General features: G+C 61.3%; 21 protein-coding genes. 8 read left to right on the top strand and 13 right to left on the bottom strand.

Annotation, left to right across the window (positions count from 1 at the left end; translation table 11 throughout):
* Position 1 precedes the first annotated feature (1 nt).
* The gene (gene rbsD, locus ACT5M9_RS01085) at positions 2-421 is read right to left on the bottom strand and encodes a D-ribose pyranase (RefSeq protein ID WP_457978566.1); all 420 of its coding nucleotides are present in this window, start codon (positions 419-421) and stop codon (positions 2-4) included.
* Positions 422-638: 217 nt separating this feature from the next.
* Positions 639-1,256 carry a glutathione S-transferase family protein gene (locus ACT5M9_RS01080; RefSeq protein ID WP_457978568.1) on the bottom strand — a complete coding sequence of 206 codons (618 nt, stop codon included), beginning with the start codon at positions 1,254-1,256 and terminating at the stop codon, positions 639-641.
* 293 nt (positions 1,257-1,549) lie between these two features.
* On the opposite strand from ACT5M9_RS01080, the gene ACT5M9_RS01075 reads away from it, so the two are divergent.
* A complete protein-coding gene (locus ACT5M9_RS01075) occupies positions 1,550-2,302 on the top strand; it encodes a DUF2189 domain-containing protein (protein ID WP_457978570.1) in 753 nt (250 codons plus the stop codon).
* A 25-nt stretch (positions 2,303-2,327) separates the two neighbouring features.
* On the top strand, positions 2,328-2,999 hold the full coding sequence (locus ACT5M9_RS01070; RefSeq protein ID WP_457978572.1) for a DUF2987 domain-containing protein: 672 nt from the start codon (positions 2,328-2,330) through the stop codon (positions 2,997-2,999).
* Between the two features lie 87 nt (positions 3,000-3,086).
* Here the strand turns inward: ACT5M9_RS01070 and ttcA are convergent, their stop codons facing one another.
* The 11 genes from ttcA to ccoN all read right to left on the bottom strand — a co-directional run bounded on the left by ttcA (position 3,087) and on the right by ccoN (position 13,302).
* On the bottom strand, positions 3,087-3,995 hold the full coding sequence (gene ttcA / locus ACT5M9_RS01065; RefSeq protein WP_457978574.1) for a tRNA 2-thiocytidine(32) synthetase TtcA: 909 nt from the start codon (positions 3,993-3,995) through the stop codon (positions 3,087-3,089).
* A gap of 67 nt (positions 3,996-4,062) precedes the next feature.
* Entirely contained in the window at positions 4,063-5,010 is a 948-nt protein-coding gene (gene uspE / locus ACT5M9_RS01060; protein WP_438550871.1) for a universal stress protein UspE, read from the bottom strand.
* A 142-nt stretch (positions 5,011-5,152) separates the two neighbouring features.
* Positions 5,153-5,908, bottom strand: coding sequence for a fumarate/nitrate reduction transcriptional regulator Fnr (gene fnr / locus ACT5M9_RS01055; RefSeq protein WP_042653802.1), 756 nt, complete (start codon positions 5,906-5,908; stop codon positions 5,153-5,155).
* A gap of 68 nt (positions 5,909-5,976) precedes the next feature.
* Entirely contained in the window at positions 5,977-6,663 is a 687-nt protein-coding gene (locus ACT5M9_RS01050; protein WP_457978575.1) for a sulfite exporter TauE/SafE family protein, read from the bottom strand.
* Positions 6,647-6,856 (bottom strand): cbb3-type cytochrome oxidase assembly protein CcoS, encoded by a 210-nt coding sequence (ccoS, locus tag ACT5M9_RS01045; RefSeq protein WP_457978577.1) that lies wholly within the window; start codon positions 6,854-6,856, stop codon positions 6,647-6,649. Before ccoS ends, ACT5M9_RS01050 begins: the two co-directional genes overlap by 17 nt.
* Before the next feature lie 126 nt (positions 6,857-6,982).
* On the bottom strand, positions 6,983-9,385 hold the full coding sequence (locus ACT5M9_RS01040; protein WP_457978579.1) for a heavy metal translocating P-type ATPase: 2,403 nt from the start codon (positions 9,383-9,385) through the stop codon (positions 6,983-6,985).
* A 74-nt stretch (positions 9,386-9,459) separates the two neighbouring features.
* Positions 9,460-9,948 carry a FixH family protein gene (locus tag ACT5M9_RS01035; RefSeq protein ID WP_457978581.1) on the bottom strand — a complete coding sequence of 163 codons (489 nt, stop codon included), beginning with the start codon at positions 9,946-9,948 and terminating at the stop codon, positions 9,460-9,462.
* Between the two features lie 118 nt (positions 9,949-10,066).
* Positions 10,067-11,056, bottom strand: a complete 990-nt coding sequence (ccoP, locus tag ACT5M9_RS01030) for a cytochrome-c oxidase, cbb3-type subunit III (protein ID WP_438550876.1) — start codon at positions 11,054-11,056, stop codon at positions 10,067-10,069.
* Positions 11,056-11,235 (bottom strand): cbb3-type cytochrome oxidase subunit 3, encoded by a 180-nt coding sequence (locus tag ACT5M9_RS01025; protein ID WP_438550877.1) that lies wholly within the window; start codon positions 11,233-11,235, stop codon positions 11,056-11,058. Before ACT5M9_RS01025 ends, ccoP begins: the two co-directional genes overlap by 1 nt.
* 11 nt (positions 11,236-11,246) lie before the next feature.
* Positions 11,247-11,861, bottom strand: a complete 615-nt coding sequence (gene ccoO / locus ACT5M9_RS01020; protein ID WP_457978583.1) for a cytochrome-c oxidase, cbb3-type subunit II — start codon at positions 11,859-11,861, stop codon at positions 11,247-11,249.
* A 16-nt stretch (positions 11,862-11,877) separates the two neighbouring features.
* Positions 11,878-13,302, bottom strand: a complete 1,425-nt coding sequence (ccoN, locus tag ACT5M9_RS01015; protein ID WP_457978585.1) for a cytochrome-c oxidase, cbb3-type subunit I — start codon at positions 13,300-13,302, stop codon at positions 11,878-11,880.
* Between the two features lie 283 nt (positions 13,303-13,585).
* Between ccoN and ACT5M9_RS01010 the strand changes: the two genes are divergently transcribed.
* From ACT5M9_RS01010 to ACT5M9_RS00985, 6 genes are all read left to right on the top strand, one after another.
* A complete protein-coding gene (locus ACT5M9_RS01010; RefSeq protein WP_457978587.1) occupies positions 13,586-14,044 on the top strand; it encodes a hypothetical protein in 459 nt (152 codons plus the stop codon).
* A 110-nt stretch (positions 14,045-14,154) separates the two neighbouring features.
* Positions 14,155-14,613: a free L-methionine (R)-S-oxide reductase MsrC gene (gene msrC, locus ACT5M9_RS01005; protein WP_457978589.1), complete on the top strand. Its 459-nt coding sequence runs from the start codon at positions 14,155-14,157 to the stop codon at positions 14,611-14,613.
* A gap of 101 nt (positions 14,614-14,714) precedes the next feature.
* Positions 14,715-15,353 carry an RNA chaperone ProQ gene (gene proQ, locus ACT5M9_RS01000; RefSeq protein ID WP_457978591.1) on the top strand — a complete coding sequence of 213 codons (639 nt, stop codon included), beginning with the start codon at positions 14,715-14,717 and terminating at the stop codon, positions 15,351-15,353.
* Positions 15,354-15,361: 8 nt separating this feature from the next.
* A complete protein-coding gene (gene prc / locus ACT5M9_RS00995; RefSeq protein ID WP_457978593.1) occupies positions 15,362-17,377 on the top strand; it encodes a carboxy terminal-processing peptidase in 2,016 nt (671 codons plus the stop codon).
* Positions 17,378-17,506: 129 nt separating this feature from the next.
* Positions 17,507-20,128: an aminopeptidase N gene (pepN, locus tag ACT5M9_RS00990; protein ID WP_457978595.1), complete on the top strand. Its 2,622-nt coding sequence runs from the start codon at positions 17,507-17,509 to the stop codon at positions 20,126-20,128.
* 73 nt (positions 20,129-20,201) lie between these two features.
* Entirely contained in the window at positions 20,202-20,423 is a 222-nt protein-coding gene (locus tag ACT5M9_RS00985; RefSeq protein ID WP_457978597.1) for a DUF2835 domain-containing protein, read from the top strand.
* Positions 20,424-20,647: the final 224 nt, after the last annotated feature.

Here is a 20,647-nt window from a genome sequence, read left to right as displayed (position 1 = left end):
CTTAGAACGCCACGCCGGCGCAGAGAATGAGGTTGGCGTAAGGGGTGACCTCGCCGCTGCGAACGATGGCCTGGCTCTGCTGGGAGCGGGCCTTGAACGCCTCGTGCAGGCAGTATTCGATGGTGATGGGTTTGCCCTGATCTCGGGCGTGCTCCGCTATCTGATCGAGCAGGGCCTGATGGGCCAGGGGGCTGACCGTCTTGAGCTCGCTCGCCATGATGACCTTCTCCACCACCAGATCGGTGAACAGGGCGGCCACCACTGTCTGCAGGCTGGGGGTGCCCGCCATCAGCGCCAGATCGATGCGCTCGGGACCGGCCGGAATGGGCAGCCCCGCATCGCAGACGGTGATCTCGTCGGTGTGACCCATACGTGCCACCAGGGCACTCAGGGGAGCATTGAGCAGTACGCCTCGTTTCATACAACACCTCTTTCTCGCAGCCGAGGGGTCGCCACCCCTCCGTGCTTGCGTTTATCCAGCAAGGCAACCGGTTACGCAACCGGTTGCGTCATGGGTGCAAGATAGGCGTTATCCGTTAACAGATCTAGAAACAGATGGCGAAAATGTGAAAACGATCTCAATGCGGGGTCAGGGTGGAGCACAAATGGGGCCAGCAGGGTGCTGGCCCCGTGAGGTGTCAGATGATCAGGCCTTGCTGCACGGCGGGACGGGTCAGCATACGCCGGGTATGGGCCGCCACCCTGGGGAAGGCTTCGATGTCGACCCCATCGCTCTCGAGCCAGCTGGCCACCACGAAGAGATAGATGTCCGCCAGGCTGAAGTTATCCCCCAGCACCCAGGGACCGGCCAGATAGTGGTTCTCTATCTCGGCGAAGCCGTCGCGCATGTTCTGCGGCATCTTGGCCTTCATGGCGGCGATGGCCTGATCGTCATCGGCCCAGCGGCTGCCACGGCGGCCATGGGCGTGGGCGACGTGTACGGTGGAGACCAGGAAGCTGTTGACCTCCTGCATGCGGGCCAGCAGGAAGGGATCGTCCAGGGGGGCGAGCCCGGCAGCCGGGAAGCGCTGGGCCACATAGAGCAGCAGGGCCGGGGTTTCGGTCAGCACGCCACGCTCGGTCACCAGGGCCGGTACCCGTCCCTTGGGGTTGATGGCCAGGTATTCGGGGGAGCGCTGCTCGCCGCTGGCGAAGTCCACGACTCTGACTTGGTGTGGAGCATTCGCCTCCACCAGGGCGATGCGTACCGCCATGGCGCAGGTGCCGGGGGCGAGATAGAGGGTCAGTTCTGACATCTTGAGATCCTTAGGCTTACGATGTGGCAGGGAGAGAACGCCCGGGGATCTCCGGGGCGCCTTGGGCATCCTACCCCCATGTCGCACGAGGGCCAAGCGAGTAGGATAGAGCGCCGCGAAAGAGGCGTTTATTCCTGGGATCTCGCAGGGAAAAACCGGGGACTTATGCGTGAAATCAATGGCTTTCTGAACAGAAGATAACAGGAAAAACGGCTACGCATGCCCGGTCAAATCGCTATAATGTGCCACCTTGATAGTCGTTTTCGATGTTGGATAGTCAATTGAGTAATAAAATGCGGATCGGTGGAACCCTCGAACAGTCCCTCAACCAGGGATATCGTCTGGACCTGCAAGGGGTGCTGAAGGAGGGCTGGCAACAGACCCGGCGCACCGGTTTCGGCCTGGCGCTGGCCATCGCCGGCGTCATGGCGATCTGGATCCTGTTGAGCAATACCCTGCTGACCCCCTATGTGGGCGCCGAAGGGGATATGGACATGGCCCTGGTGCTGAGCCTGCTCATCACCGTCATCATGTCCCCCATGACCTCCTCCCTCGACATGCTGGGCTTGCAGCAATCCGTGGGGGTTCGTGCCCGGCCTAACCAGGTGTTCGACTTCTTCCGCCACTTCCTGCGCCTGGGTTCCCTGAGTCTGCTCGGCAGCCTCATCACCAGCCTGTTTGGCCCATTGTTCGAACTGGTGGGACTGCCCGTGATGCTGGCCTTCATCCCCTCGGCCCTGGTCGGCATGGGGTTGGTGTTCACCGTCCCCCTGGTGCTGGAGCGCGGCTTGTCCCCCGCCCAGGCCATCCTGGTCTCCCTCAAGTTGTTTGCCCGGGGCTGGCCCAGCATAGTGCTGCTGCACGGCGTCATGCTGGCGCTCTTCTTCGTGGCGCTCATCCCCATGGGGCTTGGCCTCATCTGGGTGGCCCCCCTCTACTTCAACTGCAAGGGGATCCTCTATCGGGATCTGTGCGGGGTTGCCGTCGAGGTGACCGAGGTAGGGGAGAGCGGCCCGTCCCAGGGGCCGGACCATTTCAACGCCTGACGGGCGCATTGCAAAAGGATTGCAGATGAAAAAGACAGGCGCGGCCACCCTGCTGCTGTTACCGGTACTCGGGCTGGCGCAGCCCGCCCTTGCGTCGCAGCAACTGGAGCTGCAATACGCCACCTTCTACAGCCAGATGAAGACTGCCGCCAAAGGGGATTTTGGGGATGCCCGGCTCGGCTTTTATCTGACCGATCCGCAAGATGGCCGGCGCTGCGCCCTGAGCTCGGCCCGTGTCTCGACCCCGGAGCGTGAAGTGCCCGCCGAGGTGACGGTGGATGGTGAACTGCGCCTGCCCTACGACGACGATCTCAACCTGGACAAGGCCAGCGTCTGGGTCGAACTGGGCGAGCCCCACGAGCGCTGCGATCTGTCGGTGCAGGTGATGGCCGACGCCCCTCGAGGGGAGCTCAGGGTGAGCGAGTTGCAGGCTCGCCAGCTGCAGATGCAGGCCCTGCTGGACAAGTTGGCGGGCATGATCGGCAAGCACTTCCTGCCGAAGATGGAAGGGGTGCGCATCAGCATGGTCAGCCCGAGTGGCACCGCCTATCTTATCGACGGCGCCCGCCAGTTGGCGCTCTCCTGGAAAGATGGGCAACTGTTGTTGAGCCAGGCCCAGCTCGCCGATTTCGCCAGGGGCAGGCTGCAACTGGAGGGAGAAGTGCTGCGGCTGACCCCCTGGCTGCATCAGGGCTGATCGCAGACGGTCAGTCGCCTCTTGCGGGGAGGAGACATGAAAAAGGAGCGCCAGGCGCTCCTTTTTTGTTGCTCATGGGATGAGGGCTCAACGCACCTCGATCACATCCAGCACGTCCATCTCGTCGATGTTGAGCAGAGGGGCGGTGGGCAGCTCGGGGGGATCGAACGCCTTGTCGCCACCGTCTATGATGCCGGAATCCCGGTTTATGCTCTTGAAGTCAAACAGGTTATGGTCGAGCAGATGGCTCGGCACCACGTCCTGGATGGCGGTGAACATGGTCTCGATGCGACCCGGGAAGCGGCGATCCCAATCCTGCATCATCTGCTTGATGGCCTTGCGCTGCAGGTTCTCCTGGGAGCCGCACAGGTTGCAGGGGATGATGGGGAAGGCCTTGACCTCGGCGTAACGCACGAGATCCTTCTCCTTGCAGTAGGCCAGCGGGCGGATCACCACGTTCTTGCCATCGTCGCTCACCAGCTTGGGGGGCATGGATTTCAGCTTGCCGCCGTAGAACATGTTGAGGAACAGGGTCTCGAGGATGTCGTCCCTGTGATGGCCGAGGGCAATCTTGGTGCAGCCGAGCTCCTGGGCGGAACGGTACAGGATACCGCGGCGCAGACGGGAGCAGAGGGCACAGGTGGTCTTGCCTTCCGGCACCTTGTCCTTGACGATGGAGTAGGTGTCTTCCTCGACGATCTTGAAGTCGACGCCCAGGGTAGCCAGGTACTCGGGCAGTACGTGCTCGGGGAAGCCGGGTTGCTTCTGATCCAGGTTCACGGCCACGAGATCGAAATGGATGGGGGCACTGGCCTTGAGGCTCATCAGGATGTCCAGCATGGCGAAGCTGTCCTTGCCGCCGGACAGGCACACCATGATCTTGTCGCCATCTTCAATCATGTTGAAGTCGGCGATGGCCTGGCCCACGTTGCGCCGCAGGCGTTTCTGCAGCTTGTTGAAACTGTATTTCTCTTTGGCGTTAAGCTCTTCGTGCATAGCCTCAAACCCGGGACAAAAATAAGCGGCTTATTATAGCCATGTCCCGGGGGAGGGCAAGAAACGCTTATGTTGGATGACGTCTGTCATCCACCGGGCAGCTGTAATCGTCCGGTTTGAGGATGAGGATGTCGCAGTTGAGCCGATCCACCACGTGTTCGGCGGTGTTGCCGAGCAGGGCGGCGGAGAGACCGGTACGACCGACACAGCCCATGATCATCAGGGTGGACTTCAGGTTGTCGGCCATGTCGGGCAGTACCTCCTCCGGCAAGCCTTCCGCCACCCTGGTCCACATGTGGCCGATGCCGAACTGATCCGCATGCTCGCGCAGCAGATCCTCGTGATGCTTGCGGATGGCGTCGTTGTAGGCGTTGGGATCAAACTCGGGCAGCTCGATGGCCACGTTGACCGGGGTACCCGGGTAGGTGTTGACCAGATAGAGATTGGCGCCGAGCAAGTCGGCGATGGCGGCGCCCTCGCGGGTGATGCGCTCGTTGAGCACCTTCTGCTCCAGATCGTCGCTCGAGCAGTTGATGGCGGCGATGATGTTGCCCCCCCGCTGCCAGTGCCCCTCTTTCACCAGCAGCACTGGGCAGGGGCATTTGCGCAGCAGGTGCCAGTCGGTCGGGGTGAAGATGAAGGTCTGCAGGAAGGAGTGCTTGTGGGTCGCCTTGACCACGAGATCGTGGCGCTGGGCCAGCACCTCCTGGATGACGCATTCGAACGGGCGGTTATGCCACATTACCTTGACGTCGCACTCCAGCCCTCTGGCGCGATAGGGCTGCAGTATCTCTTCCAGCCACTCCCGGCGCTGGGAGATCACCCCGTGGCGCATCTCTTCGCGCTCATCCACCGACAGCATGGCGGTCATCTCGTATGAGAAGTCGTAGATGGTCAGCAGCAGGGTCAGCTGGGCGCCCGCGTCCAGCTCGGCGACCTTGACCGCACGCTCGAGGGCGATCTGGCGCTCCTCTTCGGGGTTGATCACCACCAGAATGTTTCGGTATTTGACCATGGTTCTCCTCCTTGGCAAAAAACGCCAATGATGGCAGCTCTTTAGCCTTTACAGCTTAGTCCAAGGGGAGGGGCAATAAGGTGGGCCGGATCAAAATTCGGGGCGAACAGACCCGGCCGAGAATGAATTAAGGGAGGGGGTATCAGCCGCAGGCGGGACGGGTTGCACCGGCCATGACGCCGAGGGCCACGTGATCCAGCACGGTAATGTACTTGCCCTTGACGCTGATGAGGCCGGACTTCTGGAAACGGCCGAGCAGACGGCTGATGGTCTCGACGGTGAGGCCGAGGTAGTTGCCGATGTCGCCACGGGTCATGGAGAGGCGGAACTCCTTGGCGGAGAAGCCGCGCTCGGAGAAACGCACCGATAGGTTGTGCAGGAAGGCGGCGAGGCGCTCCTCCGCATTCTTCTTGGAGAGCAGCAGGATCATCTCCTGATCCCCCATGATCTCGTTGCTCATCAGTCGCATGATCTGCTGGCGGAGCTTCGGCATCTTGCCGGAGAGGTCGTCCAGCACGTCGAACGGGATCTCGCACACCATGGCGGTTTCCAGCGCCTGGGCGAAGGAGGGGTGGGCCTGCTTGTGGATGGCGTCAAAGCCAACCAGGTCACCGGCGAGGTGGAAGGCGGTGATCTGCTCGTCCCCCTGCTCTGTGATGGTGTAAGACTTGATGGTCCCGGAACGGATGGCGTAGAGGGACTTGAGCTCATCACCGGCCTTGAACAGTTCTTCACCCTTCTGGATCGGCTTCTTGCGCTCGATGATGCTGTCGAGCTGATCGAGTTCGTTGTCGTTCAGGGTGAAGGGGATGCAGAGCTGGCTGATGCTGCAATCCTGGCAATGAATTGCACAGCCACCGCTCTGAATACGTCTGCCAGGTTTCTTGTCCGGGATCATAGGCTCAAATGAATAATTGATTTATATCAAACAAGTTTACCACCAACTCATCCGTTTTGGATAGGGTTTCAAAAGGATGTGATCCCGATCCAGAGGGTGTGCAGGCCGTAGAGGATGAGCAGCAGGGCCCCTCCCAGGCGCAGGCTGCGCAGGGTCAGCCAGTAGCGCAATCGGTCGGCCAGGCCCCCCAGAGCAAACAGGGTCGGCAGGGTGCCGAGGCCGAAAAAGAGCATGATGAGGGCCCCGCCGCGGGCCGACCCCGCCGCCGCACTCCAGGTCAGCATGGAGTAGACCAGGCCGCAGGGGAGCCAACCCCACACCATGCCAAAGGGGAGGGCCTGCAGGGGGGAGCGGAAGGGGAGAAATCGACCAGCCAACGGTTTGATATAGGGCCAAAGCGTCGCCCCCATTCGCTCAAGCAGCAAAACTCCCTGCCACCAGCCCGCGAGATAGAGGCCGAGGGCTATCATCAGCAGCGCCGCCACCAGTCGTAAGCCGGCGAGGGCATGTTTGCCGGCCCCCAGTTCACTGGTGGTGGCGAGCAGCCCCCCCACCAGGGCCCCCGCGATGACGTAGCTCAGGAGCCGCCCGAGGTTGTAGTTGAGCAGATAGCCGAGGCGTCCCCGGAAATGCTGGCTCTTCGGGGGGATCGCCATGGAGAGCGCCGCAGAGACCCCGCCGCACATGCTGATGCAGTGACCCGAGCCCGCCAGCCCCACCAGCAGGGCTCCCATCAGATCAAGGTTGCTGGTCATGGCGCCCCTTGCTCTCATCCTCTGGGTCCTTGTCCTCAGCCTTGGCGATCGGTTGCTCCTCATCGAACAGGATATTGGAGCCCTGCCGGTCGAGATCCTCGAACTGCTCGGAGCGGATGGCCCAGAAGAAGACCACGCCCGCGATGATGACGAACAGGATGGCGATGGGAATGAGGACGAAGATGATGTTCATGGTCTCTACCTGAGTGTGCCGCTCGCGACTAAGCCCCATGGTAACCCTGTTCGGGCCCGGCGCCAGCCGCCATCGGCGAGAAATGTGGCCTGCCGCGCAGGCAGGCCGTTCAATGGATGGCCGGGATCAGCGGTTGAGCCGCATGGAGTTGGTCACGACGATGAGGGAGCTAAGTGACATGCCCGCCGCCGCCAGATAGGGGGGCAGCCAGCCACTCGCCGCCAGCGGCAGCACCAGCAGGTTGTAGCCGATAGACCAGGCGAAGTTCTCTTTGATGATCTTGCGGGTACGCAGCGCCAGGGTACGGGCCGCCAGCAGACGGGAGAGATCGTCCGCCAGCAGGATGGCATCGGCGCTGTTTTTCGCCAGATCCGTGCCGCCCGCCATGGCGAAGGAGGCGTGGGCTCCCGCCAGCACGGGGGCGTCGTTGATGCCATCCCCCACCATGATGCTGATGTCCCCGGCCGCTTCCCGTCCCTTGAGATAGGCGAGCTTGCCATCCGGGGTCGCCCCCTTGATGAGCTCATCCACCCCGAGCTCACGCGCCACCGCATCGGCGGCGGCCGAGCCATCGCCGGTCAAGATGGTGGTCTTGAGGCCGGCAGCCTGGAAGGCTGCAATGAGCTCCCTAGCGTCCGCCCGCACCGTATCGGCCAGGGTGAAGCAGGCGAGCAGCCGGGTCTCATCGGCCAGGTAGATGGCGAGGCTACCCTCCTGCTTGTCCGCGTTCACATCGTCAGCCAGATCCAGCCAGCGGGCGCTGCCGATCCGGTATTGGGTTCCGGCAATCATGCCCTGGACGCCGTGGCCGATGATCGGGGTCACGTCGCTCGCCGCCAGCAGCAGATCCGTGGGGGCGGCGCGTTTGAAGGCGCGGGCGATGGGATGCTCTGAATAGGCCTCCAGGGTGCGGGCGATGGCGAGGCATTCGGCCTCGTCGAGTCCGGCCAGGGGCTGGGTGCTCACCAGGCGGATGTTGCCGGTGGTCAGGGTGCCTGTCTTGTCCATCACCACCCGGTTGGCGCGGGTCAGCACGTCCAGCACATGGCCACGGCGCAGCAGTATGCCGCTGCGGGTGAGGTGGGCGGTGGCCGAGGTGAGCGCCGTGGGGGTGGCGAGCGACAGGGCGCAGGGGCAGGTTGCCACCAGCACCGCCAGGGTGACCCAGAAGGCGCGCTCGGGGGCGTGGAAGTGCCAGAAGGTCCAGACCAAGGCTGCGATCACCAGCAGCACCAGGATGAAGTGGCGGGAGAGTACGTCCGCCAGTTGGGCGATGGCGGGCTTGTCGTCCAGCGCGTGATCCTGCAGGCGCATGATCTGGGCCAGACGCGACTCCTCGATGGGGTGGCTGACCCGGATCTCCAGCGGTGCATCCGTATTGATGGTGCCGGCGAAGACGGGCTCCCCCATCTGTTTGAGCAGGGGCAGCTGTTCACCGGTCAGCATGGATTCATCCAGACTGGCTTGCCCGGCGAGAATGATGCCGTCCGCGGGCAGGGTGGCCCCCGCCAGCACACGCACTCTGTCGCCTGTGCGCAGCGTCTTGGCAGCCACCTCGAGCTCCCCCTCCTCGTCGATGCGGGTGGCCATGATGGGCACCAACCGCGCCAGGTTGGAGCTCGACTCCGACGCCTTGCGCCTGGCCCGGAGCTCGAGCAACCGCCCCAGCAGCAGGAAGAAGACGAACATGGTGATGGAGTCGTAATAGACCTCCCCCGTGTTGAACACAGTGGCCCAGATGGAGGCGACGAAGGCGCCGATGAGTGCCAGGGAGACCGACACATCCATGGAGAGATGGCCCTGTTTCAGGGCACGCCAGGCCCCCACGTAGAACGGCTGGGCGGAGTAGATCATGATGGGGGTCGAGAGCAGCAGGCTTATCCACTTGAAGTAGATCATGAACTCCTCTTCGACGCTGATGAAGAGATCCATGTAGAGCGCCACCGCGCACATCATCACCTGCATGGAGCCCAGACCCGCCAGCGCCATGCGGAACATGTAGCTGCGCACCTCGCGGGCGTAGAGCGCCTCCTGTTGATGGGTCTGGAAGGGGTAGGCGCGATAGCCAATCTTGGCGAAGCCCTTGAGGATGTCGCTTAAAGAGAGCCTGTCAGGATCCCACTTGATGCGGGCGCGATGGGTGGTGGTGTTGACGTTGACATAGTGCAGGCCGGGGAGTCCCATCAGGTGGCGTTCAATCAACCAGGCACAGGCGGCGCAGGTGAGCCCCTCTACGCTGAGCTGGATCTCGCGAAGTGTCTGACTGCCAGAGCCGGTTTCCACGACGAAGTCCTGCTGCACCTCAGCCAGATCGTAGTGGGTCATGGCGGCCAGTTCGCTCGGCACCAGTTCCCCCTTGATGCCGGGGGCGGTGCGATGCTCGTAATAGCTGGCGAGGCCGCATTCGAGGATGGTCTGCGCCACGGCCTGGCAGCCGGGGCAGCACATGGGTTGCACTATGCCCTTGATCTCGAGGGCATAATCACTGCCAGTGGGAACCGGTTCACCGCAGTGAAAACAGCCGGTCATGGTATATCCCTCCTTGGGATTGGCGGGGTGCCAGGGGAGAACGCCGGCTCGCCTGGGCGAGCCGGTCACTGGGCTCAGCGGCCCTTGGGATCGAGCTCTACCGCCGTGCCGGTCGGCAGGTGCACCGTCTCTTGCAGGCGCCATTCGTGGTTGAAGGCATCGACCCGGATGTGCCACTTGCCGGTGATGGGCTTGTCCAACATCAGGCGATAGACGCCCTTGCCATCGGCGGTCACCAGGTGCTCGCTGTCATGGCCTTCCAGAGTGGGGTGGAACAGGGAGACATGCAGGGCCTGGCCACGGGGGAAATCCCCGGACAGGGGATTTAAGGTGAGTTCGTTGTCCTTGACCTCGAGGGCGATGCGGATGTTCAGGGCCTCGGCGCGATCGAACTTGCTGAGATCCTGATTGATCTCCTTGCCCTGCTTGTAATAGTCCTCGGCCACTAGATTGACCCCATCCTTGCTGGCGATGATGGCGGTGGCGATGCTGCCGACCACGGCGGCACAGGGGAGGGCGATGATGAACCAGGGCCAGAACTGGCGATACCAGGGTTGAGTCATAGTTGCTACTGCCGTGAAACTTATGCTTAACGAATGGAGGGGGTTTAGCCAACACAAGATAACAAAAAGCCCCGAAGAGTCGAGGCTTTTTGCTGCGTAATCACGTGCTTATCACATGTTACTGCGCTTTTTGTCCCTCGTTGTGGGACAGGCTGTAGACATAGGATGCCAGCAGTTGCACCTTGTCTTCACCCAGGATGTCTTTCCAGGCGGGCATGACCCCGTGACGACCGTGGGTGATGGTCTGCTCCACCACCTGACGGGAGCCGCCGTAGAGCCAGGTGTTGTTGGTGAGATCCGGCGCGCCGAAGGCGATGCCGCCCTTGGCATCCGGGCCGTGACAGGCGGCGCACATGGCAAAGCGTGCCTCGCCCTTCTTGGCTTCCACCAGATCCACCTTGCGACCGGACAGGCTCAGCACATAGGAGGCCACCTCCTTCACCCCGTCCTGACCCAGGATCTCGCCCCAGGCGGCCATGACCCCCTGACGACCACCCATGATGGTGGTCTTGATCTGGTCAGGCGCGCCGCCCCATTGCCATTCGCTGTCGGTCAGGTTCGGGAAGCCGCGACCGCCGCGGGCATCGGAGCCGTGGCACTGGGAGCAGTTCTGCAGGAACAGACGCTGACCCACCTTGCGGGCCTCCGGATCGGCGGCGATCTCCTCGATGGGGCGATAGCTCTTGCCATCGGCCTGATAGGCCAACTCGCGGAACTTGGCGCCATAGACCTCGTCAGCCTTGGCGAGCTCCCGATCGTACTCGACCGCGCGCCCCTCGGCCTTGGCGGAGGCCGCCGCCGCCTTGGACTCTTCCAGGGAACGAATGTCCTGGTTCGAGCTCTGCCAGCCCAGCAAGCCCTTGAAGTTGCCGAGGCCCGGGAAGGCGAGCAGGTAGATGAGCCCGGTGACGATGAAGAAGATGAACATGTAGGACCACCACTTGGGCAGCGGGTTGTTGATCTCCTCGATACCGTCGAAGGCGTGGCCCATGGACTTGCCTTCCTCGGCCCCCAGCTTGTCCTTCATGCACCAGAGCAGCAGCAGGAAACAGCCGATGATGGTGCCCAGACTTATCACGGTGACAAAAATGCTAAACAGAGTGCTCATTATTGCTTCGCTCCTGCGTTCTTGTTATCAGCACTGGGTTGCTCATCGTCGGCAAAAACCAGGTTGGCGGCCTCGTCGAAGGAGGCCTTGCGGCGCTTGCTGTAGGCCCAGACGATGATGGCGATCATGATGACCATCAGCAGCAGGGTGTACAGGCCGCGAAATGTACCGTAATCCATTTCCCGACTCCTTATTTCAGGGCATGACCCAGTGATTGCAGATAGGCGACCAGGGCATCGAGCTCTGTCTTGCCCTTCACCGCTTCCCCGGCGCCCGCGATGTCTGCGTCGGTATAGGGCACGCCGAAGTGATCCCGGAACAGGGCCAGCTTCTTGCCGGTCAGCTCGCCGCTCAGCACGTTGGTCTCGAGCCAGGGGAAGGCGGGCATGTTGGACTCGGGCACCACGTCCCGCGGGTTGATGAGGTGGGCACGGTGCCAGTCATCGGAGTAGCGGCCGCCGACCCGGGCCAGATCCGGACCGGTACGCTTGGAGCCCCACAGGAAGGGGTGCTCCCAGACGCTCTCGCCGGCGACCGAGTAGTGGCCGTAGCGCTCGGTCTCGGCGCGGAACGGACGGATCATCTGGCTGTGGCAGACGTTGCAGCCTTCGCGGATGAAGATATCGCGCCCTTCCATCTGCAGGGCGGTGTAGGGCTTGAGGCCCTCCACCGGTTCCGTGGTCTGCTTCTGGAAGAACAATGGGGTGATCTCCACCAGGCCCCCCAGGCTGATGGCAAAGATGATGCCGACCACCAGCATGGGAACGCTTTTTTCAAATATTTCGTGACGGTTATTGTTGCTCATGGCGTGACCTCTTCAATCAGGCTAGCTGTGCGACGGGTTCGAGGGAACCCTTGGGCGCAGTGATGGTGCGATAGGCGTTGTAGGCCATCAGCAGCATGCCGGTGACGAAGAAGCAGCCACCCAGGAAGCGCACGAAGTAGAAGGGGTAAGAGGCCTGCAGGGCTTCCACGAAGCTGTAGGTCAGGGTGCCGTCGTCGTTGACCGCGCGCCACATCAGACCCTGCATCACACCGGAAATCCACATGGAGACGATGTAGAGCACGGTGCCCACGGTCGCCAGCCAGAAGTGGACGTTGATGAGCTTGATGCTGTACATGCGACCCTGATTGAACAGGTTCGGGATCAGGTGATACACGGCGCCGATGGATACCATGGCAACCCAGCCCAGGGCACCGGAGTGGACGTGACCTATGGTCCAGTCGGTGTAGTGGGAGAGGGCGTTGACCGTCTTGATGGCCATCATGGGGCCTTCGAAGGTGGACATGCCGTAGAACGACAGGGAGACGATCAGGAAGCGCAAGATGGGGTCATAGCGCAGTTTGTGCCAGGCACCGGACAGGGTCATGATGCCGTTGATCATGCCGCCCCAGGAGGGGACGAACAGGATGAGGGACATCACCATGCCGAGGGACTGTGCCCAGTCGGGCAGCGCCGTGTAGTGCAAATGGTGCGGACCGGCCCAGATGTAGAGGGAGATCAGCGCCCAGAAGTGCACGATGGAGAGGCGGTAGGAGTAGACGGGGCGACCGGCCTGCTTGGGCACGAAGTAGTACATCATGCCGAGGAAGCCCGCGGTCAGCAGGAAGCCTACCGCGTTGTGGCCATACCACCACTGCACCATGGCATCCATGGCCCCCGAATACATGGAGTAGGACTTCATGCCGGAGAGCGGCACCTCCATGTTGTTGACGATGTGCAGCACGGCCACCGTGATGATGAAGGCGCCGAAGAACCAGTTCGCCACATAGATGTGGGAGGTGGTGCGCTTGGCCAGGGTCCCGAAGAAGACCACGGCATAGGCGACCCAGACCACGGTGATGGCGATGTCGATGGGCCACTCCAGCTCGGCATACTCCTTGGAACTGGTATATCCCAGTGGCAACGAGATGGCGGCCGAGAGGATGATGGCCTGCCAGCCCCAGAACACGAAGGAGGCAAGGCCGCCACCAAACAGCCGGGTCTGGCAGGTGCGCTGCACCACGTAGAAAGAGGTGGCCATCAGGGCGCTGCAGCCGAACGCGAAGATGACCGCGTTGGTGTGCAGGGGACGCAGGCGGCTGTAGGTCAGCCAGGGGGTGTCGAAGTTGAGGGCAGGCCAGATCAGCTGGGCTGCAATCAGTACGCCCACCGACATACCGACAATTCCCCAGACAATCGTCATGACGGTGAACTGACGTACAACGGTGTAGTTGTACTCAGGATGGTTCGTTGTGTGGCTCATCGTTGTATTCCGCTTCCGATGCTGTTGTTTGTTTTTTGTCCGGCAATCAGGACCATTTTCATGCCAAATTTGCCGACTTCCTCTCGTTAACATCTGTTAATAAAAGGAAAAGCAAAATGTGGATAAATGAAAATTCATTGGGAATGATACTGAACTGACCGGTAAAATAACAGTACAAACAGTGATATATTTGGCTCTGACGGGTCTCGTTGTCGCCAGTTTTTTACCTTGCGCGAGATCACGAAAATGGCATTTTTTACGTACCTTACAAGGTTGTTTTTTCATGAAAGAGAGACTCACTTCACGCAAAATCGGGCACTTGATGCTGGTGCTGGCTATTTTGCTCGCCCTGATGGCGTATCGAACCTGGTTCTGGTCCCCGAACGGGGCGGATATCGTGGGGAAAAATGATCAGATTTGTGATCTGTCCCACAGCTCCTGCGCGCTCGTTATCGGTGACAAGCCCCTCTCGGCCAGTGTCGCGAGCCTGCCGGTCAAGGCTGAACATGACTTCAGTCTGCGTCTTCAGGGGGGGGATCCCACCATCACCCCGACCCAGGCCTGGCTCGAGGGGAAGGAGATGTTCATGGGCCGGATCCCGGTGCAATTTGACGCCATCGATGGGGGCTGGCAGGGAACGGTCCAGGTGGGTTCCTGCACCTCGGCGACCATGACCTGGCTGCTCAATATCCAGTGGAGCAATGGCCAGCGCCAACAGCTGGCGCTCTCCGTCGTCCGTTAAGTCTGCGTATTATTTGGCGCCAAGCGGGGGGCATCCGTGAAATTTGATTTGAATTTTTCAGGTGGGACTGTACCTTGCATTCATTATCAAGGAGTGAAGTTCATTTAATCATGATTGAAAAACAAGCATTTTATCGCACCCTGAACCAGCAGGCCCAGGCGCTGCTGGAAGGGGAGCCGGATCGCATCGCCACCCTGGCGAACCTCTCCGCCCTGCTCAATCAGGAGCTCGCCGACATCAACTGGGTAGGCTTCTACCTGTTGCAGGGCGAGACTCTGGTGCTCGGCCCCTTCCAGGGCAAGCCCGCCTGCGTGCGCATTCCGGTTGGCCGCGGTGTCTGCGGCACGGCGGTGTCCGAGGGCAAGACCCAGCTGGTGGACGACGTGCATCAGTTCGTCGGTCACATCGCCTGTGACGGTGCCAGCAACTCGGAGATTGTGATCCCCCTTCGCCACAATGGCGAGATCATCGGGGTGCTGGATATCGACAGTCCGATTTTTAACCGTTTCGACGAACAGGACCGACTCGGCCTCGAAGAAACGGTGCAAATTTTGGAAAGCATGCTCTAAGTCATTGCTAGATGGTTCGCAAAAGGCCCCAAGCTCTCTATAATAGGGCCTTTGTTGTGTTCGGGCTCGCCCGTGCGTCTATATGAAAGCCAAGGTTATACATGGAAAACACTGAAAAGCTGAAGAACAGTAAAGAGATCGTTGCCTACCTGGTCGAGAAATTCCCGGCCTGCTTCATCGCTGAAGGAGAGGCCAAGCCACTCAAGATTGGCATCTTCCAGGATCTGGCCGCGCGTCTTGCTGACGACGAGAGAGTCTCCAAGACCATGCTGCGCTCTGCTCTGCGTCAATACACCTCCAGCTGGCGTTACCTGCATGGCCTCAAGGCTGGCCAGGCCCGTGTCGATCTGGACGGCAACCCCGGTGAGCTCTTGACCGAAGAGCACATCGAGCATGCCAAACAGGCCCTCAAAGAGAGCAAAGAGCGTGTCTTTGCCAGCCGTCGCACCAACACCAAGGAGAAGGAAGACAAGCCCAAGCAGCCCCGTCGTCCGGCTCCGCGCAAGGCCGATGCCGCTCGCACCGACAAACCCAAGGCCGCGCCCAAGGCTGCTCCCGCAGTGGACGCTCCCCTGGTGAAGGTGGATGCCGCTACCCTGAAAGTGGATCAGGGCGTGCGCGTCGTGCTGGGCAAGTCGCCGGTGCCCGCCACCATCAAGGAAGTGACCAAGGATGACGTACAGGTTCAATTGCAGACCGGCATGATGCTGCGGGTCAAGTTCGAGCACCTGGTTCTCTAAGGAGACACATGTTGAAGCATGGCGTAATTCGTTTTTCCCTCGTTGCCTGTAGCCTGGCGCTTGCCGGGCTTGCACAGGCCATCGAGCCGGTGCTCAAGGAAAGTGATTTGCCTGTGTTGGCTCAAGAGAGCCAACATGCTACGGCCAGCAAGCGAATTACCAATCTGTTTACCCGCTCCCATTACAAGCAGTTCAAGCTGGATGATGCCTTCTCCACGGTTGTCTTTGACAAATACCTGGAGAATCTGGATTACAGCCGCAACCTGTTTTTGGCCTCTGATATCAGCCGCTTTGAAAAGTACCGTAACGGTTTCGACACCGACCTCGAGAGAGGACGGCTGGCGCCCGCCTACGAGATGTTCAACCTGAGTCAGCAGCGGCGTTATGAGCGGTTCGAATACGCCCTCAAACTGCTCGACACTCCCTTCGATTTTACCCAGAAAGACAACTACATCTTCGATCGGGAAGGGGCTCCCTGGCCCAAGGATGAGGCCGAACTCAACGAGTTGTGGCGTCAGCGGGTCAAGTTCGACGCCCTGAGCCTCAAGCTCAGCGGCAAGGAGTGGCCTGAGATCAAGGAGCTGCTTGGCAAGCGTTACAACAACGCCATCAAACGGATGTCCCAGACCGAGAGCGAGGACGTGTTCCAGCTCTTCATGAACTCCTTCGCCCGCGCCATCGAACCCCACACCAGTTACCTGTCGCCGCGCAGTGCCGATCGCTTCAACACCGAGATGAACCTCTCGCTGGAGGGCATAGGTGCCGTGCTGCAGGCGGAGGATGACTTCACCGTCATCCGCTCCCTGGTACCCGGTGGCCCGGCCGCCAAGTCCAATCACCTGAAGCCCGATGACAAGATCACCGGGGTAGGGCAGGACGATGGCAAGATTGTCGATGTGATCGGCTGGCGTCTCGACGACGTGGTCGAACTCATCAAGGGCCCGAAAGGCAGCAAGGTGAAACTGGAGATCCAACGCGGCAAGGGCGCCAACGCCAAGACCGAGCTGGTGGAGCTGACCCGCGACAAGGTGCGCCTGGAAGACAGGGCCGCCAAGTCCAAGGTGATCACCGCGGAAGGCAAGAAGATAGGGGTACTCGAGATCCCGAGCTTCTATGTCAACCTGCACGATGACGTCATCAAGGAGCTCTCCAGCCTGAACAAGCAGAAGATCGATGGCCTCATCGTCGATCTGCGCGGCAACGGCGGCGGCGCCCTGACGGAAGCCTCTGCCCTGAGCGGCCTCTTCTTCGGCAGTGGTCCCGTGGTGCAAATTCGCGATCACATGGGCCGGATCACGGTCAATGGGGACGACGATGGCAACGTCTACTACGGCGGCCCCATGTCGGTGCTGATCGACAGATACAGCGCCTCGGCCTCCGAGATCTTTGCCGCCGCCATGCAGGATTACGGTCGCGCTTTGATCCTGGGTGAGAACTCGTTTGGCAAGGGCACGGTGCAGCAGCATCGCAGCCTCGCCAAGGTGTACGACTTCTACGAGCAGCCGCTCGGCCACGTGCAGTACACCATCGCCAAGTTCTACCGGATCAACGGTGGCAGCACCCAGAACAAGGGTGTGGCACCGGACATCAGCTTCCCCACCGCCGTCTCGCCGGACGAGACCGGGGAGAGCCGGGAGTTCAACGCGCTGCCCTGGGACAAGATCGCCTCGGCGGGTTACACTAGGCTCGGGGACTTCAGCGGCATGCTGGCCAAGCTGAAGACGGATCACGAGGCACGGATCAACAAGGATCCCGAGTTCGCCTACGTGTTGCAGGACATCAAGGAGTATCAGGCGGACAAGGACAAGAAGTCTGTCTCCCTGAACGAAGCCGAGCGACTGGCCGAACAGGCCAAGCAGGACGAGAAGGCGCTGGCACGAGCCAACGAGCGACTGGCCCGTCTTGGCAAGCCGGCGGTGAAGAGCCTGGATGATCTGCCGACCGACTTCGAGGCACCCGACGAGTATCAGATAGAAGCCGCCAACATCACGGCGGATCTGGCCACTCTCAGCAAGAAGAGCTGATGCTGGCAAAGTAATGACAAGGGCGACTCGGGTCGCCCTTTCTTTTGCCTGAATGCAAACTATTTGACCCTGTCCGAGCCTTGTGACAGCCTCTGACACGTCAATTACAAAGCGTGGAAGCACACAATAATGACTGAACAACCCCAGGCCATGACGGCCAAGTATCGCCAGGACTATCAAGCCCCCCTCTACTGGTGCGACAGCATCGACCTCGATTTCCAACTGCAGGAGCCCCTGACCCGGGTCACCGCCATCTCCCGCCTGCGTCGCAACGGTGAGCACAAGGAGCCCCTGGTGCTGGACGGCGAGGGGCTTTCCCTCGTCAGCGTCAGCCTGGATGGGGTGCCCTTCACCCAGTACGAGCAGGGGGAGAGCAGCCTGACCCTGTTCAACCTGCCGGCCGAGTGCGTGCTGACCATAGTCACCGATCTCGATCCCGCCGCCAACACGGCGCTGGAGGGGCTCTACAAGTCCGGCGACGCCTACTGCACCCAGTGCGAGGCGGAGGGCTTCCGTCGCATCACCTATTACATGGACAGGCCGGACATCCTGGCCCGTTACAGCACCCGCATCAGCGCCGACAAGGGCAAGTTCCCCTATCTGCTCTCCAACGGCAACAAGGTGGCGAGCGGCGATCTGGACGGCGGCCGCCACTTCGTGCAGTGGCAGGATCCCTTCCCGAAACCCAGCTACCTGTTCGCCCTGGTGGCCGGGGACTTCGATGTGGAGCGCAACCACTACGTCACCCAGAGCGGGCGCAAGGTAGCCCTCGAGATCTTCGTGGACAAGGGCAACCTGGACCGCGCCGGTTTCGCCATGGAGAGCCTCATCAACTCCATGCGCTGGGATGAGCAGCGTTTCGGCCTCGAGTATGACCTCGATATCTACATGATCGTCGCGGTGGACTTCTTCAACATGGGGGCCATGGAGAACAAGGGGCTGAACATCTTCAACTCCAAATTCGTGCTGGCCAACCCCGCCATCGCCACCGACACCGACTACCACGGCATCGAACGGGTCATCGGCCACGAATACTTCCACAACTGGACCGGCAACCGGGTCACCTGCCGCGACTGGTTCCAGCTCAGCCTGAAAGAGGGGCTGACGGTGTTCAGGGATCAGGAGTTCTCCTCCGATCTGGGTTCCCGCGGGGTCAACCGCATCAACAACGTGCGCACCGTGCGCGGCCCCCAGTTTGCCGAAGACGCCGGCCCCATGGCGCACCCCATCCGCCCGGATGTGGTGATCGAGATGAACAACTTCTACACCCTGACCGTCTACGAGAAGGGCTCCGAAGTCATCCGCATGCTGCACACCCTGCTGGGGGAGGCGAACTTCCAGGCCGGCATGAAGCTCTACTTCGAGCGCCACGACGGCTCCGCCGCCACCTGCGACGACTTCGTGCAGGCGATGGAAGATGCCTCCGGCATCGATCTCGGCCGCTTCCGCCGCTGGTACAGCCAGTCCGGCACCCCCGAGCTCACCGTCACCGACGACTACGATGCCGCCACCGGCACCTATCGCCTGCACGTGCGCCAGCACACCCCGCCGACTCAGGATCAACCCCAGAAGCTGCCGCTGCATATCCCGCTGGATATCGAGCTGTATGATGCGAACGGGGCGGTGATCCCGCTCCAGTATCAGGGGGAACCTATCGGCCAGGTGTTGAATGTGCTGGAAGAGACACAGACCTTCGTGTTCGACCAGGTGCTCGTGAAGCCCGTGCCCTCCCTGCTGCGGGACTTCTCCGCCCCGGTCAAGCTGCACTACGACTACTGCGACGAGGCGCTGGCCTTCCTGATGCGCCATGCCCGCAACGAGTTCGCCCGCTGGGATGCCGCCCAGATGCTGGTCAACAAGGCGGTGATCGCCGGCGTTGCCCGTGTGCAGCAAGGGCAGCCGGTCGCCGTTTCCGACTCCCTGCTGGCGGCCTTCGTCGCCATCTTCGATGAGGCCGCGCTGGATCCGGCTCTGAAAGCCGAGATCCTGACCTTGCCGGGAGAGGTCACCCTGGGCGAGTTGTTCGACACCGCCGATATCGACGCCATCCATCGGGTGCGAGACCTTATTCAGGCTCGTCTGGCCGAGGCCTTCGGCGTCAGACTGGTCAAGGCCTACGAGGGTCTGCGTCTGACCGGTTACAAGGTGGTGCACGAAGACGTGGGCAAGCGCGCCCTCAAAGCCGTGGTACTCGGTTATCTGGCTGCCCTGAACCCGGAGCAGGCCGATGTCCTGGTGCGGGAACAGTACGCCCAAGCGGACAACATGACCGATACCCTGGCCGCGCTGCAGGTGGCCAACGCCTATCTGCTGCCATGCCGCGCCGCGCTGCTCGCGGACTTCGAGGGCAAGTGGGCCCACGACGGTCTGGTGCTGGACAACTGGCTGCGGCTGGTGGGGGCGAAACCCGCTGCCGATGTGCTGGTCGAGGTAAAACAGGCGATGGCCCATTCCACCTTCAGCATCCGCAACCCGAATCGGCTGCGAGCCCTGGTGGGAAGCTTTGCCTACAACCAGGCGCAGTTCCACGCCGTCGATGGCAGCGGCTATCGCTTCCTGATCGATCTGATGATTGAACTCAACGAGGTGAACCCTCAGGTGGCGTCTCGCCTCATCACCCCGCTCATCCAGTTCAAGCGGCTCGATGCAGGGCGTCAGACGCTGATCCGTGCCGAGTTGAGCCGTCTGGCCGCACTGGACGGGTTGGCGCGGGATCTGTTCGAGAAGGTGAGCAAGGCGCTGGCGCAGTAAGCCGGCGCCGGTGACGGGCAGGGGAGTCAGGCTCTCCTGCCCGTTTTATTGAGAACCATTGCAGGAGGATGCCATGCGGCACTATATCTTTCACCTCGCCCTCAGCCGGGATGAGATCATGCTGATGTACCAGGGACATGCCAGTAGGCTGGTGGTGCGTACCGAGCAGGGGCTGACCCTGGAGCTGGGGCTGGAGAAGATCCGGCCTTTCGTCGCCACCAACGGGGTCCATGGTGCCTTTCGGTTGACGACGGAGGACGACCACCGTTTTGTGAAGATAGAGAGGATCCCCTGAACGGTGAAGGGTCCGTTTGCATTGCCGTCGTCACCCGCGGTGCCCAGGGCCATTTTCGGCTTATCGGGGAGGATGATCACCGCTTCTCGAGGCTCGAGAGAGTCAATCAGCGGCGCACAATCTGGCGATCCACGCCGAGATGAACAGCGGGGATGACCGCATTTGGCGGTAAAACCAGCAGGGATCTCTGCCTGTTTCCCCAAAACGCATAAATTAACAAAACG

The sequence above is a fragment of the Aeromonas sp. AE23HZ002T15 genome (assembly GCF_054165525.2).
The sequence above is the reverse complement of the archived record's forward strand: the minus strand, read 5'-3'. Positions and strand labels throughout refer to the sequence as shown.